The following is a 15171-nucleotide window of genomic DNA, read 5'->3' on the forward strand; positions in this document are numbered from 1 at the left end:
GCAAACCTCTGCCCAAAACAAACCAATCGCCCAAAACAATCCATCGGGAGTGAAACCATGAAGCGCTTCGTTTCGGCCTGTCTGGCGTCCGCCATCGCTCTCGCAGCATGTTCGGCTCTGGCCGCGGATAAGGAAATCGCGGTGGTGGTGAAGACCGTGAACTCCACCTTCTGGCAGAATGTGCAGAAGGGTGCGGCCACCGCCCAGAAGGAGGCGGACGGCTATACCATGACCTTCCAGGGTCCGGCGTCGGAATCGGCCATCGCCGATCAGGTCAACATGGTGGAGAATGCGGTGAACCGGAAGGTCGCCGGCATCGTGCTCGCCCCCTCCGACCCCGATGCGCTGGTTCCGGCCCTGAAGAAGGCGTGGGAGGCCAAGATCCCGGTGGTGCTGATCGACTCCGCGATCGCCGACGCCGGCAAGCAGTATTATCAGGCCATGCTGTCCACCGACAACGTCAAGGCGGGCGAGCTGTGCGCCAAGGCGCTGATCGACAAGGTCGGCACCAGCGGCAAGATCGCCGTCATGTCCTATGTCGCCGGCGCCGGGTCGGAGATCGGCCGGGTCGGCGGCTTCACCAAATACATCAAGGACCATTCGAAGCTGGAGATCGTCGGTCCCTTCTATTCCCAGTCGCAGATGGCGACGGCGCTGAACCAGACCACCGACGTGCTGGCCGCCAACCCCGACCTGAAGGGCATCTTCGGCGCCAACGAGCCGACCGCCATCGGCATGGGCCGCGCGCTCGCCCAGAGCGGCAAGGCCGGCCACATCACCGCGGTCGGCTTCGACGGCAACCAGGATCTCCAGGGCTTCGTCAAGGACGGCACGCTGGAGGCCATCGCCGTCCAGGGCTCCTACCAGATGGGCTATCTGGGGGTGCAGACCGCGGTCAAGCTGGTCAAGCGCGAGAAGGTCGAAAAGGCCATCGACACCGGCGTGGTGCTGGTCACCAAGGCCAATCTGGCGACGCCGGAAGCCCAGAACGTCCTGTACTGAGCCGGTTTCCTACCGACCGGCCGCACAGTCTCTTCTCCTGGCCTTGGGCGTGCGCGGCTCCCGGTCCCTCGCCGCGCACGCCACTTTCTTCCACATCGAATTTCCCGCAGCCGAGGCGATCCCCCCATGACCTTGACCGACCGCCTGACCGACCGCCGCACCTTACCGCGCTCCGGCCTGTCGCTCCCGGTGATCGGGCTGGGCTGCGCGCAGCTGGGCGGGCTCTACCGCCCCACCGACCCGGCCGAGGCCGACCGGCTCGTCGCGGCGGCCTGGGATGCCGGCATCCGCTATTTCGACACCGCCCCCTATTACGGCTATGGCCGGTCGGAGCGGCGGCTAGGTGCAGCATTGTGCGACCGGCCGCGCGACGGGTTCGTGCTATCCACCAAGGTCGGCCGGCTGATCCGCCCCAACGCCGACGGTGCGCGTGTTCATGGCGTCGATGCCCATGGCTGGGCCGATCCCCTGCCCTTCCACCCGGTCTATGATTACTCCCGCGACGGCATCCTGCGTTCGGTGGAGGATTCGTTCCAGCGCCTCGGCCTTGCCCGCATCGACATCCTCTATGTCCACGACATCGGCCGGGTCACCCATGGCGATGCCCACGCCCATCACTGGGAGGCGCTGACCCATGGCGGCGGCTTCCGTGCGCTGGAGGAGTTGCGGCGGGACGGCGCGGTGGCCGCCATCGGCCTCGGTGTCAACGAGTGGGAGGTGGCGCTGGACACGATGGACGAGGTCGATCTCGACTGCACCATGCTGGCCGGCCGCTACACCCTGCTGGAACAGACCAGCCTGTCGCCCTTCCTGGAGCGCTGCCTCGCCGCCGGCAACCGGATCGTCGCCGCCGGGGTGTTCAATTCCGGCATCCTCGCCGGCAACGGCAAGTTCAACTATGCCGACGCCCCGCCGGAGACGGTGGCGCGGGTGGAGGCACTCGCCGCCGCCTGCCGCGAGTTCGACGTGGAGCTTCCCGCCGCCGCTTTGCAATTCCCGCTGGCTCATCCGGCGGTGGCATCCTGTGTCACCGGCGTGCGCAATGCAGGCCAGCTGGCGACTAATCTCGCCTGGGCCAGGGCACCGATCCCCGTCGCCTTCTGGCAGGCATTGAAGTCACGCGGCCTGTTGAATGAAGCGGCGCCTGTTCCGGTGGAGAGATAAGCGATGCGTATCGACGCCCACCAGCATTTCTGGCTGATGGCCGCCCGCCAGGGCGAATGGCCGCCGCCGGAGCTTGGCCCCATCTACCGCGATTTCCTGCCGCCCGATCTGCTGCCGCTGCTGCTGGAGAGCGGGATCGACGGCACCGTGCTGGTCCAGACCCTCTGTAGCGAGGCCGACACCGACTTCATGCTCGACCTTGCCGCCCGGCATGGCTTCATTCGTGGTGTGGTCGGCTGGACCGACCTGAAGGCACCGGACGCGCCGCAGCGGATCCGGGTACTGGCCGCCCGCCCCAAGCTGAAGGGGTTGCGGCCGATGGTGCAGGCGGAACCGGCCGACTGGCTTGACGATCCCGCCATCGACCCGGCCGCATCGGCGATGGTGGAGATGGGGCTGAGTTTCGACGCGCTGGTCCTGCCGCGACACCTGCCGTCGCTGATCCGTTTCGCCCGACGGCATCCGGCACTGTCCGTCGTCGTCGATCACGCCGCCAAGCCGGAGATCGCCCACGGCGGCACCCCCGGCTGGGCGGAGGACATGGCCACCCTCGCCGCCCTGCCCAACATACGGTGCAAGCTGTCCGGCCTGCTGACCGAGGCAGGCGAGCGCACCGGGATCGGTGACATCCGCCCCTATGCGGAGCGGCTGATCACACTGTTCGGCACTGACCGGCTGATCTGGGGCAGCGACTGGCCGGTCCTGCGGCTGGCTGGCGACTATCCCGGCTGGCTGGAGATGTGCCGCCAGCTCATTCCCGCAGAGGCGCACGACGCCGTCTTCGGCGGCAACGCCGCCGCCTTCTACCGGCTGGACTGACGAAGTCAGCCATCAACGGTTTTTCCTTCAAGGACAAAAGCGATGCCGTCTTCCGTTCCCGAACTTCTCCTGCTGAACCCGTCGGACAGCGTCGCGGTCGCCACCCGTGAGATCCCGGCGGGGAGTCCCGTCTCCGTCGGCGGCTTCACTGGCACCACCGCCGCCACCATTCCCAGCGGCCACAAGATCGCCATTCGCGCCGTGGCGCCGGGTGAGCCGGTGGTCAAGTACGGGCAGGTAATCGGCACCGCCACCCAGCCGATCGAACCCGGCCAGCATGTCCACGTCCACAATCTCGGCATGGGGGAGGCCCGTCTCGATCACGGCTCCACCCGCATCGTCGAGGCCGACCGCGGCGGCGAGCAGGCGACCTTCCTCGGCATCCGCCGGCCGTCGGGGCAGGTCGCCACCCGCAACTATATCGGCGTCATCGCCAGCGTGAACTGCTCCGCCACCGTCTGCAAGCGCATCGCCGACGCCTTCAATGGCAATGCGCTGGCCGATTACCCGAATGTCGACGGGGTGGTCGCCATCGTCCACGGCAGCGGCTGCGGCATGAACGGCACCGGCGAGGGCATGGCGATCCTGCGCCGCACCCTGCGCGGCTATGCCGACCACGCCAACTTCGCCGGTCTGCTGCTGATCGGGCTGGGCTGCGAGATGAACCAGATCGCGCCCTTGGCCCAGACGCTGGCGCCGCGCCCGGAGGGGCTGATCGCCACATTGACCATCCAGGAGGAAGGCGGCACCCGGGAGACCATAGACCGCGGCGTCGCCCTGGTCCGCGCCATGCTGCCCATCGCCAACGACATCCGGCGCGAGCCGGTGCCGGCCAGTCACCTGACGGTCGGGCTGCAATGCGGTGGGTCGGACGGCTATTCCGGCATCACCGCCAACCCGGTGCTGGGCGCTGCGGTCGATCTGCTGGTCGCCCATGGCGGCACCGCCATCCTGTCGGAGACGCCGGAGATCTATGGTGCCGAGCATCTGCTGACCGCCCGTGCCGCCTCCCCCGCCGTCGCCGAGAAGCTGATGGACCGCATCCGCTGGTGGGAGGATTACACCCGGATGCACAAGGGCGACATGAACAACAACCCGTCGCCCGGCAACAAGGCCGGCGGCATCACCACCATCCTGGAGAAATCGCTGGGCGCGGTCGCCAAGGGCGGCGGCACCCGCCTGAACGCCGTGGTCGATTACGCGGAACCGGTGACCGACCACGGCCTCGTCTTCATGGACACGCCCGGCTACGACCCGGTGTCGGCCACCGGACAGGTGGCCGGCGGCGCCAACCTGATCGCCTTCACCACCGGCCGCGGCTCAACCTATGGCTGCAAGCCGACGCCGTCGCTGAAGATCGCCACCAACAGCGCGCTCTACGCCCGCATGGGCGACGACATGGACTTCAACGGCGGCGCGGTGCTGGACGGCGGCACCAGCGTGGCGGAGGCCGGCGCCGCCCTGTTCCGCCTGATGCTGGACACCGCGTCGGGCCACCGCAGCCGCAGCGAGGAGAACGGCATCGGCGACAACGAGTTCGTGCCCTGGCAGATCGGCGCCGTCATGTGACGGCGCACGACTGGGGGGCGCTGCTCAGCCTTTCAACGCCCCCCGCCGGACCAGCGACCGCATCAGCTCGACGATGCCGGTGGTCCAGGGCTCGCAGGCGTCACTCGGCCGCATGCGGTTGACGAGCGCGCCGAGCTTGGGTGCGGCGATGGTGACGATGTCGCCCTCCTTGTGGGTGAAGCCGCCGCCGGGATTGTCGCGGTCCTGGGTGGGCGCGAACATGGTGCCGAGGAACAGGGCGAAGCCGTCGGGATATTGATGGACCGGGCCGACGGTCTGAGCGACGAGGTCCTCCGGATCGCGGCTGATCCGCGAGATGGAAGACAGACCCGCCAGCTGGAAGCCCTCCGGACCCTCGACCGTCAAGGCGACGTCGGTGGTCCGCACGTCGTCCAGCGTGAAGGTCTTGTCGAAGAAGCGGATGAAGGGACCGATGGCGCAGGACGCGTTGTTATCCTTCGCCTTCGACAGCAGCAGGGCCGAACGACCCTCGAAATCGCGCAGATTCACGTCGTTGCCCAGCGTCGCCCCGGTGATGCGGCCGTCAGGGGCGACAATCAGGACCACCTCCGGCTCCGGGTTGTTCCAGGTCGATTTCGGATGCAGCCCGGCATCCATCAGCGTGCCGACCGACGACAGGACGGGGGCCTTGGTGAAGACCTCCGCATCCGGGCCGATGCCAACCTCCAGATACTGGCTCCAGGCGCCCTGGGCGATCAGCACGTCCTTCAGGCTCATCGCCGCCTCGGAACCGGGCTTCAGCGCCGCCAGATCGTCGCCGACCAGCCGCTGAACCTCGGCGCGGATCGCCTCGGCGGCATCGGGATTGCCGCGGGCGCGTTCCTCGATCACCCGCTCCAGCATCGACACGGCGAAGGTGACGCCGGCCGCCTTCAACACCTGAAGGTCGATCGGCGCCAGCAGCCAGGGGGCGTTGGTGTCGCGGCTGTCCGGCGGCGTGTTGGCGAGGACGTCGGCCAGCGCGCCGATGCGCTCCCCCACCGCCGCCGCGAGGTCCGCCGCCGGATCCGGCCGGGCGGCCAGCTCGCTCATGGTCGGGAAGGACGCGGTGACGTCGTACACGCCGTCGGCGCGCACGGCCACCACCGACGGACCGATGCCGGGCCGCCAGACGCGCCCGGCCAGGGTGCCGGCATAGCCGTCGTTGGGGAGGGTACGGGTCACATCCACGGGAAACTGGATCATGTCGGGTTCCGGAGTCTGAGAACGGGTCTGGTTACGACAGTTCGGCGGCAATAACGCCCTTGCGCAACAGGAAACAGCCATAGGGCCGCGGATCGCCGACCTGCACCACGGCAAAGGCGCGGCGGGCCGCATCGTAGAAGGCGAAGCGCTCGATGCCCTGAAGCGGCAACGGTCTGCCCTCGGCACGGTCGATCTCGGCCTGCACCTCGCCCTGGACGGTGGGCAGTGCCGCGGGGTCGCCCACCACCTCCATCCGGCGCACCGGGTCGGGCACATAGCCGTCGAGCGGAAAGACGCTGAGGATACCGCGGGCGGCCCGCGCCATCGTCACTCCCGGCAGCACGATCAGCCGGCCGGAAATGGTGGCGCGGGCGATGGCCTCCGCCGGGTGGTTGGCGTCGACCAGCGCCAGATCGTCGCCATGGCCCATCGCGGCCAGTACCCACAGCAGGTCGGGAGACAGAAGCGGGTCGAGTCCTTTCAGCATGGCGCTTATCCTTATTTGTTGGCTGAATTTATTGGCCGGGTTCGCTCAACCCGGCACCGGCACGCCCGCCGCCAGCAACCCCTCCCCCTTCAGGTCGGACCACAGCGCGGCCGGCACCGCCGCCGCCATGGCGTCCAAGTTGCGGCGCACCTCGTCGGCCGTCACAGCCCCCAGTACCACCGACGATACAGCGGGATGGCCAAGCGCGAACCGCAAGGCCGCGGTGGCGAGCGGAACGCCGTGGGCGCGGCAGACCGCCTCGATCCGCCCCACCCGCTCCAGAATATGGACCGGGGCCGGACCGTAATTGTACTTGGCGCCGGGCACCGCACCACTGGCGAGAATGCCGGAATTGAACACGCCACCCAGCATGACGCCGATGCCCTTGGCCTGGGCCAGCGGCAGGAACGCGTCCAGCGCCGGCTGCTCCAGCAGGGAATAGCGCCCGGCCAGCAGCATCGCGTCGAAATCGCCGGCCTGGGCAAAACGGACGCACATCTCCGCCTCGTTGACGCCGACGCCGATGGCCTTGACCGTGCCGTCGGCGCGCAACCGGTCGAGCGCCCGGTAGGCGCCTTCCATCGCCTCGGCGAAGCGGGCCTCGATGCGGTCGGCGCCATGGGTCCAGACATCGACGTCATGGATCAGCAGCACGTCGATGCGGTCGGTGCCCAGCCGCAGCAGCGACTGCTCCACCGACCGCATCGTTCCGTCATAGGAATAGTCGATCACCGCCCGGTGCGGGAGGCCGCCGGCATAGCCCGACCCGTCGCCCCGCCCCTGTGTCGGGTCCATCCAGCGCCCGACCTTGGTGCATAGCACGACGCCGTCGCGCCCGACCTGACGGAGGGCGGCACCGCAGCGCGCCTCCGCCAGCCCATGGCCGTAGAGCGGCGAGGTGTCGAGCAGCGTGACGCCCGCCGATAGTGCTGCGACCGCTGCACCGACGGCGGTGGCCTCGTCAAGATGGCCGTACAGATCGCCCAGCGGCGCGGCACCGAAGCCGATCTCCGAGACGGCGATGCCGGTGCGGCCCAAGGCTCTGGTCGGCAATCTGGTTGGCGACGTCGTCACAGGCGCAGCCCGGTGTCGGGGTTGAACAGATGGGCCCGCGCCGGATCGGGGGCGATCCGCACCACCTCGCCCGGCCGGGCGCCGGTGCGCTCGCGCAGCACCCAGGTCAGTTCGCGCTTGCGATCCTCGCGGCCTGCACCCGCTTGGCCCGCTTTGCTGCCGAGCGGGCGCAGCACCATCTGGGTTTCCGACCCGGTCGGCTCCACCACCACCACCTCGGCGGCCAGCCCCTCGTCGGCGAGGCGGAAATGCTCGGGCCGCACGCCGTAGACGGCGGGGCGCCCATCGGACGCCGCCGGCACGCGCCCGCCCAGCGGCAGGCGGGATCCGTCCTCGGTGGTGAAGCCGTCGCCGCCGATGCTGCCGGGGATGAAGTTCATCGCCGGCGAGCCGATGAAGCCGGCGACGAACATGTTGGCCGGGTTGTCGTAGAGGTCGAGCGGCGCGCCGACCTGCTCGATGATGCCGTCATGCATCACGACGATCTTGTCGGCCATGGTCATGGCTTCGATCTGGTCGTGGGTGACGTAGACGGTGGTGGTCTTCAGCCGCTGGTGCATCTCCTTGATCTCGGTGCGCATCTGCACCCGCAGCTTGGCGTCGAGGTTGGACAGCGGCTCGTCGAACAGGAAGACCTTGGGGTCGCGGACGATGGCGCGGCCCATGGCGACGCGCTGGCGCTGGCCGCCGGAGAGCTGGCGCGGGAAGCGGTCGAGCAGCGGCCCGAGGCCGAGGATGCCGGCCGCCCGCTCCACCTTGGCGGCGATCTCGCTCTTGGCAGTGTTCTTCAGCCGCAGCGCGAAGCTCATGTTGTCGGCGATGGTCATGTGCGGGTAGAGCGCATAGTTCTGGAACACCATCGCGATGTCCCGGTCCTTCGGCGGCATGTCGTTGACGACCCGGTCGTCGATGGCGATGGTGCCGCCGCTGATCTCCTCCAGCCCGGCGATCATGCGCAGCAGGGTGGATTTGCCGCAGCCGGACGGGCCGACCAGGATGACGAACTCGCCGTCCCGGATGTCGATCGACACGCCCTTGATGATCTCGACCGGACCGTAGGATTTGCGGACGTTCCGAATGCTGACGGAGGCCATGGGGTCGTCTCTTTCTTGAAAAGGATCAGCCGCCCTTGACGGCGCCGGCGGTCAGGCCGGCCACGATCTGGCGCTGGGCGGCCACGGTCAGGATCAGCACCGGCAGCGTCACCACCAGGGCGGCGGCGGCCAGCGGCCCCCAGCTCACCTGCTCGAAGGACAGCATGTTGTAGACGGCGACCGGCAGGGTCCGCGTCTCGCGGCTGGCCAGCACGATGCCGAAGACGAAGTTGTTCCAGGAGAAGATCACCGACAGGATGAACGCGACGACGATGCCGGGCTTGGCGATCGGCAGTGCCACCTTGGCGAAGATCTGCCAGCGCGTGGCGCCGTCGACCATCGCCGCCTCCTCCAGTTCCATCGGCGTCGTCTCGAAATAGCCGATCATGATCCAGATCACGATGGGCACGGTGACGACCAGATGGATGATGATCTGCGGCCACAGCGTGCCGAGCAGCCCCAGCCACTGGAACAGCAGGAACAGCGGGATCAGGAAGGACAGGCCGGGCGTCATGCGGGCGATCATGATGACCACCGCCGACTTGTGCGCTTGCATCCGGGCGATGCCGTAGCCGGCCGGCACGCCGACCAGCAGCGCGAACAGGGTAGCGGCGCCGGTGACGATCAGGCTGTTCCAGAAATAGAGCAGGAAGCTGTTGCCCTCGAAGATCGTCGTGTAGTTCTTCCAGGCGAAGCGTTCCGGAATCAGGATCGGCGGGTAGGCGCCGTTGTCGATCTCGAACTTCAGCGACAGCGACAGCATCCACAGGAAGAACAGCAGCGCCGGCGACACCAGCAGCAGGACGCAGACGGCCATGCCGGCCTTGTCCAGCAATTTCCGCAACGGCCGGCTCATTTCCCGTCTCCCGAATTCCAGGCGCTGCGCTGGCGAAGGTGCAGCAGAACCAGCGACAGCAGGATGATCAGCACGAAGAACACCACAGCGATGGCCGAGCCGTAGCCGACGTCGTAATAGGTGAAGGCGACGCTGTAGAGATACAGGTTGATCGTCTCCGACGCCGTGCCCGGCCCGCCCTGGGTGATGGTGTAAAGGATGTCGAAGCTCTTCAGCGCGTCGATGCTGCGGATGATGACCGCCACCATCAGGAACGGCTTGATCATCGGCAGGGTCAGGTAGCGGAAGCGCTGCCAGGCGGTGGCGCCATCGATCTGCGCGCTCTCGTACGGCTCGGTCGGCAGCGACGCCAGCCCGCCCAGCACGATCAGCATCACCAGCGGCGTCCACTGCCAGGTCTCCACCAGCACCAGCGACAGGATCACCGTGCTGGGGTGATAGACCCACTGCAGCGGCCCGATGCCGATCTGCGACAGCAGGTAGTTCAGCACGCCAAGCTGCGGATGGAACATCATCGTCCACACGAGCGCAATGGCCACCGGAGTCGCCATCATCGGCATGACGAAGATGCCGCGCAGCAGGCCGCGGGCCGGCAGCTTGGTGTTGAAGGCCAGCGCCGCCGCGGTGCCGAGCACCAGTGGGGCCACGACAGACAGCGCGGTATAGACCAACGTATGCGCCATCGCCTCCAGGAACCGCACATCCGTTGCCAGACGGACGTAGTTCTGCAAGCCGACGAAGCGCTGCTCCTCGCCGATGCGCCATTCCATGGCGCTCATCCACAGGGTGAAGACCCAGGGAAAGACGATGACCCCGACGACGACGATCAGCGCCGGCACCACAAAAGGCCAGTAGGAGGGCCGAAGCCGCTTCGTCCTGCCGACGGAAGCGGCGCCGGCCACGCGGCCGGAAGAGGTCAGGATGCTCACGTCTTCTCGCTGCGTTCTCACGTCTTCTCGCTGCGCTATCACGTTTTCTCGCTGCGCTCGAGGATCGGCTTGAAGTCCGCCGTTGCCCGCTTCAGCTCGGCCGCCGGATCGCTGCCGGAGATCATGTTGGTCAGCGCCCCGCCCAGCACGTCGCGGAACTCGGTGACCGGAATGATGACCGGCAGGGCGAGACGGCTGATCTTCGCCGATTCGACCACGGCATCGACCCAGGCCGCCGGCATCTTCACGCCCTTGCGCACCTCCGCGTCCGACAGGACGGAGTTGCGGAACGGCACGCCGGCCCCGGCCTGCAACAGGCGGGCGCCCATCAGCTTGCCGGTCGCCCACTGGCAATAGAGATAGGCGGCCTCCTTGTTCTTCGACGCGGCAGTGACGCCGATGCCGTCGCCGGTGGTCGCGGCGGCGTGCGCCTTCGGCCCCTTGGGCATCAGGCCGTAGCCGACCTTGCCGACGACGCGCGACTTCTCCGGGTCCTCCAGCGGCGGGGCGAAGCCGACGCCGTCGAACCACATGCCGACACGGCCCTGGAGGAAGGCCGACTGGCATTCCGCCCAGTTGAAGCCGGTGACGCCCGGCGGCGCCGATTTGGTCATCAGCGTCTGGTAGAGCTTGGCCGCCTCGATGGCCTCGGGGGTATCGGTCAGCAGGTTGCGGTTGGCGTCGACGCTGTACTGGTCATAGCCCAGCAGCAGGCTGGTCCACACCGGGGTGTTGGCGTTCTTCATGCCGCGGGCGACGAAGCCGTAGGTCTGGCTCGACGGATCGGTCAGCGCGGCGGCGGCGGCCACCATCTCGTCGAAGGTCTTGGGGAAGGACAGGTTCTTCTTCGCGAACAGGTCCTTGTTCCAATAGACGATCCAGTAATCGACCGAGAAGGGCAAGGCGCCGATCCCGCCCTCCGGGCTGCGGGCGAAGGTCACCCCGGCTTCGGAGAAATCGTCGAGGAAGCCGGCGTCGGTCAGCGCCGGGTCCTTGATGAAGGGCGTCAGGTCGGCCAGCCACTTGCCCTTCTCGAACTGGCGCTTCTGGACATGGTAGCTGATGTGCACCACGTCGAAGCTCGGCCGGCCGGAGGTCAGCTCGATCACCGCCTTCTGGCGCTGCTGCTGCTCCGGTGTCTGTTCCGACACCACGGTGATGCCGGTCAGCTCCTCGAATTCCTTCTGGTACTTGGTCAGCGTCTCGCCACGGGGGCTCTTGATCAGGTTCACCTCGATCTTGGTGCCGGCATATTTGCGCCAGTTGATCCCGCTGGAACCGACCCCACTGCTCTGGGCGAAGGCGGGCAAGCCGATACCGCTCAGGCCCAGCGCGCCGGCTGCGGCGCCCGACGCCAGAAGTCGGCGGCGCGACAAAGACATTCCGTTCGACATCGACATGCACTCCTCCCCGTTATCATCTGGCCCGTTATCGCCTGGGCCTTGGGCGCCCAGACTTGCCCGGATTTGCCTGTTGCGGCGGACACTGTGAGCGACACGGATCCGCACCGCCACCGATTTGATTGCTGGGTCAACGTATAAATCCGGCGCAGCCCCCTTGCAAACGAAAAACATCCTAGTAACATGTTAGTGGTAACGCGGCAGCCTTTCGGCCGTCCGTTCAGCCGTTCCTGGGAGAAATACAAAGTGAATCAATCCACTGGCCGCTTCGGCCTGTCCTGCGCGCTGACCACCCCGTACCATGAGGACGGCAGCGTGGATCTGGCCCGCCTGACCCGGCATGTCGCCTGGTGCCTCGCCAACGGCTGCGACTCGGTCACCCTGTTCGGCACCACGGGAGAGGGTCCGTTGCTCGGCCAAGTGGCGCGCGAGCAGATGATCGGCGCGCTGAAGGGTGCCGGCATCGATTTCCGCAGCCATGTGGTCGGCGGCGTCATCGCCGCGTCGCTGCACGACGCGCTCGATCAGGCCAACCAGCTGCTCGACGCCGGGGCGCGGGCGCTGCTGGTCGCCCCGCCCTTCTACTTCAAGGGGGTGTCGGACGACGGGCTGTTCGCCTGGTTCTCCAGCCTCATCACCAAGCTCGGCGACCGGGCGCGTGACATCATCCTGTACCACATCCCGTCCGTCACCGCGGTTCCGCTGTCGATCGACCTGATCAGCCGGCTGAAGGCCGCCTTCCCGCAGGCGATCGTCGGGGTCAAGGATTCGGCCGGCGACTGGGGCTACAGCCAGCAGCTTCTCGCCGCCCACCGCCACGACCTCGCCGTGTTGATCGGCGACGAGCGGGTGCTGGCCCAGGCGGTGCGCGACGGCGGCCAGGGTGCCATTTCCGGCATGGCCAATCTGGTACCGGGCCGCCTGCGGACGGTGGTCCATCAGGGCCGCGACGATGCGGCTCTGGTCGAGCTGGTGGATGCCGTGCTGCGCTATCCCGTCACCCCGGCGGTGAAGGCGCTGGTGTCGCACGTTACCGGCGACAGCGCATGGTTGACGGTGAGGGCGCCTTTGCTGCCTATGTCGGTGGCGGACACCGCGATGCTCGGCCACCTCTTCGACCGGGTGTTCGCGGATAGGGCCGCCTGATGGTGGCCTCCTGACGGGACAGCAATCGGATGACGACCTCCGCCAAAAGCGACGGGGCCAAACGTGACCGGGAAACGGTCAACCTGCGCAGCCGGGCTTACGAAAGCTTCACGCAACGGCTGCTGGCGGACGAGATCCGCCCCGGGCAGTTCATCTCGCAGCGCGAGCTGGTCGAGCTGACCGAACTGCCGCTGGGGGCGATCCGCGAACTGATCCCCCGGCTGGAGGCCGAAGGGCTGGTGAAGACCGTACCGCAGCGGGGAATGCAGGTCGCCCATGTCGACCTCAACCTGATCCGCGACGCCTTCCAGTTCCGCCTGTTCCTGGAAAGGGAGGCGGTGGCGGTCTTCGCCCAGGAGGCGCCGGAGGCGACGATCGGCGCGCTGCTGGACGACCATGAACGCATCATCGCCGCCTGTGCCGAGGCCGAATCGAAGGGCGGCGTGCAGCCCGTGCTGCTGAAGGAGGCGCAGGACATCGATTGGGCGCTGCACCTGACCATCATCGACGCGCTGGGCAACGCCATCATCTCCGACGCCTACCGGGTCAACCAGATCAAGATCCGGCTGATCAAGCAGGCGAAGACCAAGCTGAACACCACCGTTCTGGTGCCAACGATGCGCGAGCATCTGGCGATCATCCACGCCATCCAGGCCCGCGACCCGGACCGGGCCAAGGCGGCGATCGGCACGCATATCCTCAGCGCCCGCGACCGCGCCATCGGCCTGCGCTGACACGGCCGCGGGGCAGGTCATCAGGCGATGCCGGCGGGCGCCGTCAGGCGGCGCAGCGCCTCGACCGCCGCCCCGGGTGTGGTGAGCACCGGGACGGACAGCAGCGGCTGAAGCCTCGACTGGGCTCGCGCCATCGAGAACTGGCCGAGCACGACAACGTCGCAGCCGCGCAGTTGCTCCGCGGTCCCCGCCACGCGCGCGTCATGCTCCTCGCCGTTACCATGTTTGAGCGCCGCCAGCGCCCCATCGGCAACGGCGACCGTGACCTCGATGCGACGACCGGCAGCGGCGGCCATCGCCAGCAACTCCGCGCGCAGGGAGTCGGCGGAGGGGCCGAAGCTGACGACGATGCCGATCCGGTCGCCGGTTGCCAAGGCCGCCTCGAATGCCGACTCGTTTGGCCGCAGGACAGGGATCGGCAGGTGCGGCTTGACCGCGTCGATGGCCGGAGCGAAGGCGGAGCAGGTGAACAGGATGCCGGCGGTCCGCCCACCAGCGCCCATGGTACCGGCGGCATAGTCGGCCAGCGTCCGGAAACGCTTCATCATCGCTTCGTCAAGCCCGCCGGCCTCCGCCAGATCGACGGCCAGCGAAGTGTCGAGCAGGTCGAAGATCCGCGCTTCCGGCCAATGCGCCCGGCAGGCGGTCCGCGCCGGCACCACCGATTCTTCCAGCGCATGGATCAGGGCGATGCGCGGCCCCGGCTTGGCGAAACCCGTTTCGGCGGTCATGCGTCCTCTCCCTGCTTTGCGTTTTGACGGGCGGACATCATGGGCGGCGGAGGTGACGACATCGGGGGAGCACTCCTGCGCCTTGTTTTCGTACCCTATCGAAGGGCGGCCGCAGGGACAGCTTGACCTCCAATCGGAACCCCGTCAATATGATGCATCATACAGCGAAATCGGCGATCGGGTACCGGGCAGACGATGAGCGGGTTCGACCTCACCCTTCTTGAACATGACAATCTAGGTAGCACGATTTACCAGAAATTGTGCGGAGCCCTGATGAAGGGCGCGTTCAAGCCGAACGACCGTCTCAAGATCCGCGATCTGGCCGAACGGCTGGGGACCAGCGTCACGCCGGTGCGCGACGCCATCCTGCGTCTGGTGCAGGATCAGGCACTGGTTCTGCGCTCGCCGCGCGACATCCGCGTTCCGATGCTGACCCGCGCCGCCTATCTGGAGATCCGCGATATCCGCGTCAATCTGGAAGGGCTGGCCGCGGCGCGCGCCGCCGAGAAGGCCACACCCGCCCAGATCGAGCAGCTGGAAGCCCTGCTGACGCGCAACGAAGAGGCGATGGCCGTCGGCAACACCCCGCTGGCGACCGAACTCAATCAGATCTTTCACTTCAAGCTGGCGGAAATCGCCGATATGCCGGTGCTCGGCGACATTCTGCGGCGGCTATGGCTCCAGATGGGACCGCTGATCGCCGACGTCTATGGTGGCGCCGGGCGCATGATGATCGACCATCACTATCCGCTGATGGACGCCATCCGCCGCCACGACGCCCCGGCGGCGGCCATCGCCATTCAGGCCGACATCCTGCTGGCGAGCGGTCCGATCCTGGAACGGATCGACGCTGCGGCTTCCGCCCGAGTCCCGGAAGCGCTGGCTTCCTGATTCCTTTCACCGGCTGCCGAGACCGGTCCGCCCATGCCGATGATGCATCAAACATTGAAGGTTTCGAAT

At 67.5% G+C, this 15171-nt stretch carries 15 protein-coding genes; 7 read left to right on the plus strand and 8 right to left on the minus strand.

Translation table 11 applies throughout. The features are described 5' to 3' along the window. Positions 1-57 precede the first annotated feature (57 nt). From J2848_RS18085 to J2848_RS18100, 4 genes are all read left to right on the plus strand, one after another. Entirely contained in the window at positions 58-1002 is a 945-nt protein-coding gene (locus tag J2848_RS18085; RefSeq protein ID WP_149232110.1) for an ABC transporter substrate-binding protein, read from the plus strand. Positions 1003-1128: 126 nt separating this feature from the next. Beyond that, positions 1129-2166 carry an aldo/keto reductase gene (locus J2848_RS18090; RefSeq protein WP_149232109.1) on the plus strand — a complete coding sequence of 346 codons (1038 nt, stop codon included), beginning with the start codon at positions 1129-1131 and terminating at the stop codon, positions 2164-2166. A 3-nt stretch (positions 2167-2169) separates the two neighbouring features. Beyond that, complete coding sequence (locus tag J2848_RS18095) at positions 2170-2985, plus strand: amidohydrolase family protein (RefSeq protein ID WP_149232108.1); 816 nt, start codon at positions 2170-2172, stop codon at positions 2983-2985. Positions 2986-3027: 42 nt separating this feature from the next. Continuing rightward, the gene (locus tag J2848_RS18100; protein ID WP_149232107.1) at positions 3028-4554 is read left to right on the plus strand and encodes a UxaA family hydrolase; all 1527 of its coding nucleotides are present in this window, start codon (positions 3028-3030) and stop codon (positions 4552-4554) included. A gap of 24 nt (positions 4555-4578) precedes the next feature. Here the strand turns inward: J2848_RS18100 and J2848_RS18105 are convergent, their stop codons facing one another. From J2848_RS18105 to J2848_RS18135, 7 genes are read right to left on the minus strand one after another with little or no spacing between them, the layout of a single operon-like run. Next, positions 4579-5760 carry a fumarylacetoacetate hydrolase family protein gene (locus tag J2848_RS18105; protein WP_149232106.1) on the minus strand — a complete coding sequence of 394 codons (1182 nt, stop codon included), beginning with the start codon at positions 5758-5760 and terminating at the stop codon, positions 4579-4581. Positions 5761-5791: 31 nt separating this feature from the next. Further along, positions 5792-6247 carry an RbsD/FucU family protein gene (locus tag J2848_RS18110; protein WP_149232105.1) on the minus strand — a complete coding sequence of 152 codons (456 nt, stop codon included), beginning with the start codon at positions 6245-6247 and terminating at the stop codon, positions 5792-5794. A gap of 45 nt (positions 6248-6292) precedes the next feature. Next, positions 6293-7300, minus strand: a complete 1008-nt coding sequence (locus J2848_RS18115; RefSeq protein WP_149232104.1) for an aldo/keto reductase — start codon at positions 7298-7300, stop codon at positions 6293-6295. A gap of 17 nt (positions 7301-7317) precedes the next feature. Then, entirely contained in the window at positions 7318-8415 is a 1098-nt protein-coding gene (locus J2848_RS18120; protein WP_149232103.1) for an ABC transporter ATP-binding protein, read from the minus strand. Between the two features lie 25 nt (positions 8416-8440). Further along, positions 8441-9271, minus strand: coding sequence for a carbohydrate ABC transporter permease (locus J2848_RS18125; protein WP_149232102.1), 831 nt, complete (start codon positions 9269-9271; stop codon positions 8441-8443). Then, positions 9268-10200, minus strand: a complete 933-nt coding sequence (locus tag J2848_RS18130; RefSeq protein WP_149232101.1) for a carbohydrate ABC transporter permease — start codon at positions 10198-10200, stop codon at positions 9268-9270. Before J2848_RS18130 ends, J2848_RS18125 begins: the two co-directional genes overlap by 4 nt. A gap of 38 nt (positions 10201-10238) precedes the next feature. Then, positions 10239-11600 carry an ABC transporter substrate-binding protein gene (locus J2848_RS18135; protein WP_246193931.1) on the minus strand — a complete coding sequence of 454 codons (1362 nt, stop codon included), beginning with the start codon at positions 11598-11600 and terminating at the stop codon, positions 10239-10241. A 246-nt stretch (positions 11601-11846) separates the two neighbouring features. On the opposite strand from J2848_RS18135, the gene J2848_RS18140 reads away from it, so the two are divergent. Together J2848_RS18140 and J2848_RS18145 are read left to right on the plus strand one after the other, a co-directional pair. Next, the gene (locus J2848_RS18140) at positions 11847-12746 is read left to right on the plus strand and encodes a dihydrodipicolinate synthase family protein (RefSeq protein ID WP_149232099.1); all 900 of its coding nucleotides are present in this window, start codon (positions 11847-11849) and stop codon (positions 12744-12746) included. Between the two features lie 29 nt (positions 12747-12775). Then, positions 12776-13480: a GntR family transcriptional regulator gene (locus J2848_RS18145; RefSeq protein ID WP_149232098.1), complete on the plus strand. Its 705-nt coding sequence runs from the start codon at positions 12776-12778 to the stop codon at positions 13478-13480. A 20-nt stretch (positions 13481-13500) separates the two neighbouring features. On the opposite strand, the gene J2848_RS18150 is transcribed toward J2848_RS18145, so the two are convergent. Then, positions 13501-14211, minus strand: a complete 711-nt coding sequence (locus J2848_RS18150) for an aspartate/glutamate racemase family protein (protein WP_149232097.1) — start codon at positions 14209-14211, stop codon at positions 13501-13503. Positions 14212-14406: 195 nt separating this feature from the next. Here J2848_RS18150 and J2848_RS18155 point away from each other — a divergent pair, with 195 nt between their 5' ends. Then, the gene (locus tag J2848_RS18155) at positions 14407-15102 is read left to right on the plus strand and encodes a GntR family transcriptional regulator (RefSeq protein ID WP_149232096.1); all 696 of its coding nucleotides are present in this window, start codon (positions 14407-14409) and stop codon (positions 15100-15102) included. Positions 15103-15171 lie beyond the last annotated feature (69 nt).

Origin of the sequence: Azospirillum lipoferum, assembly GCF_024170005.1 — a bacterium.
In the GTDB taxonomy this organism is placed as follows: domain Bacteria; phylum Pseudomonadota; class Alphaproteobacteria; order Azospirillales; family Azospirillaceae; genus Azospirillum; species Azospirillum lipoferum.

Bases quoted from the DNA above. Each gene is read 5' to 3' on its own strand.
- J2848_RS18100 (WP_149232107.1), top strand. From the start codon at position 3,028: ATGCCGTCTTCCGTTCCCGAACTTCTCCTGCTGAACCCGTCGGACAGC.
- J2848_RS18145 (WP_149232098.1), top strand. From the start codon at position 12,776: ATGACGACCTCCGCCAAAAGCGACGGGGCCAAACGTGACCGGGAAACG.
- J2848_RS18095 (WP_149232108.1), top strand. From the start codon at position 2,170: ATGCGTATCGACGCCCACCAGCATTTCTGGCTGATGGCCGCCCGCCAG.
- J2848_RS18110 (WP_149232105.1), bottom strand. From the start codon at position 6,247: ATGCTGAAAGGACTCGACCCGCTTCTGTCTCCCGACCTGCTGTGGGTA.
- J2848_RS18120 (WP_149232103.1), bottom strand. From the start codon at position 8,415: ATGGCCTCCGTCAGCATTCGGAACGTCCGCAAATCCTACGGTCCGGTC.
- J2848_RS18155 (WP_149232096.1), top strand. From the start codon at position 14,407: ATGAGCGGGTTCGACCTCACCCTTCTTGAACATGACAATCTAGGTAGC.
- J2848_RS18150 (WP_149232097.1), bottom strand. From the start codon at position 14,211: ATGACCGCCGAAACGGGTTTCGCCAAGCCGGGGCCGCGCATCGCCCTG.
- J2848_RS18085 (WP_149232110.1), top strand. From the start codon at position 58: ATGAAGCGCTTCGTTTCGGCCTGTCTGGCGTCCGCCATCGCTCTCGCA.
- J2848_RS18125 (WP_149232102.1), bottom strand. From the start codon at position 9,271: ATGAGCCGGCCGTTGCGGAAATTGCTGGACAAGGCCGGCATGGCCGTC.
- J2848_RS18105 (WP_149232106.1), bottom strand. From the start codon at position 5,760: ATGATCCAGTTTCCCGTGGATGTGACCCGTACCCTCCCCAACGACGGC.
- J2848_RS18090 (WP_149232109.1), top strand. From the start codon at position 1,129: ATGACCTTGACCGACCGCCTGACCGACCGCCGCACCTTACCGCGCTCC.
- J2848_RS18135 (WP_246193931.1), bottom strand. From the start codon at position 11,600: ATGTCGATGTCGAACGGAATGTCTTTGTCGCGCCGCCGACTTCTGGCG.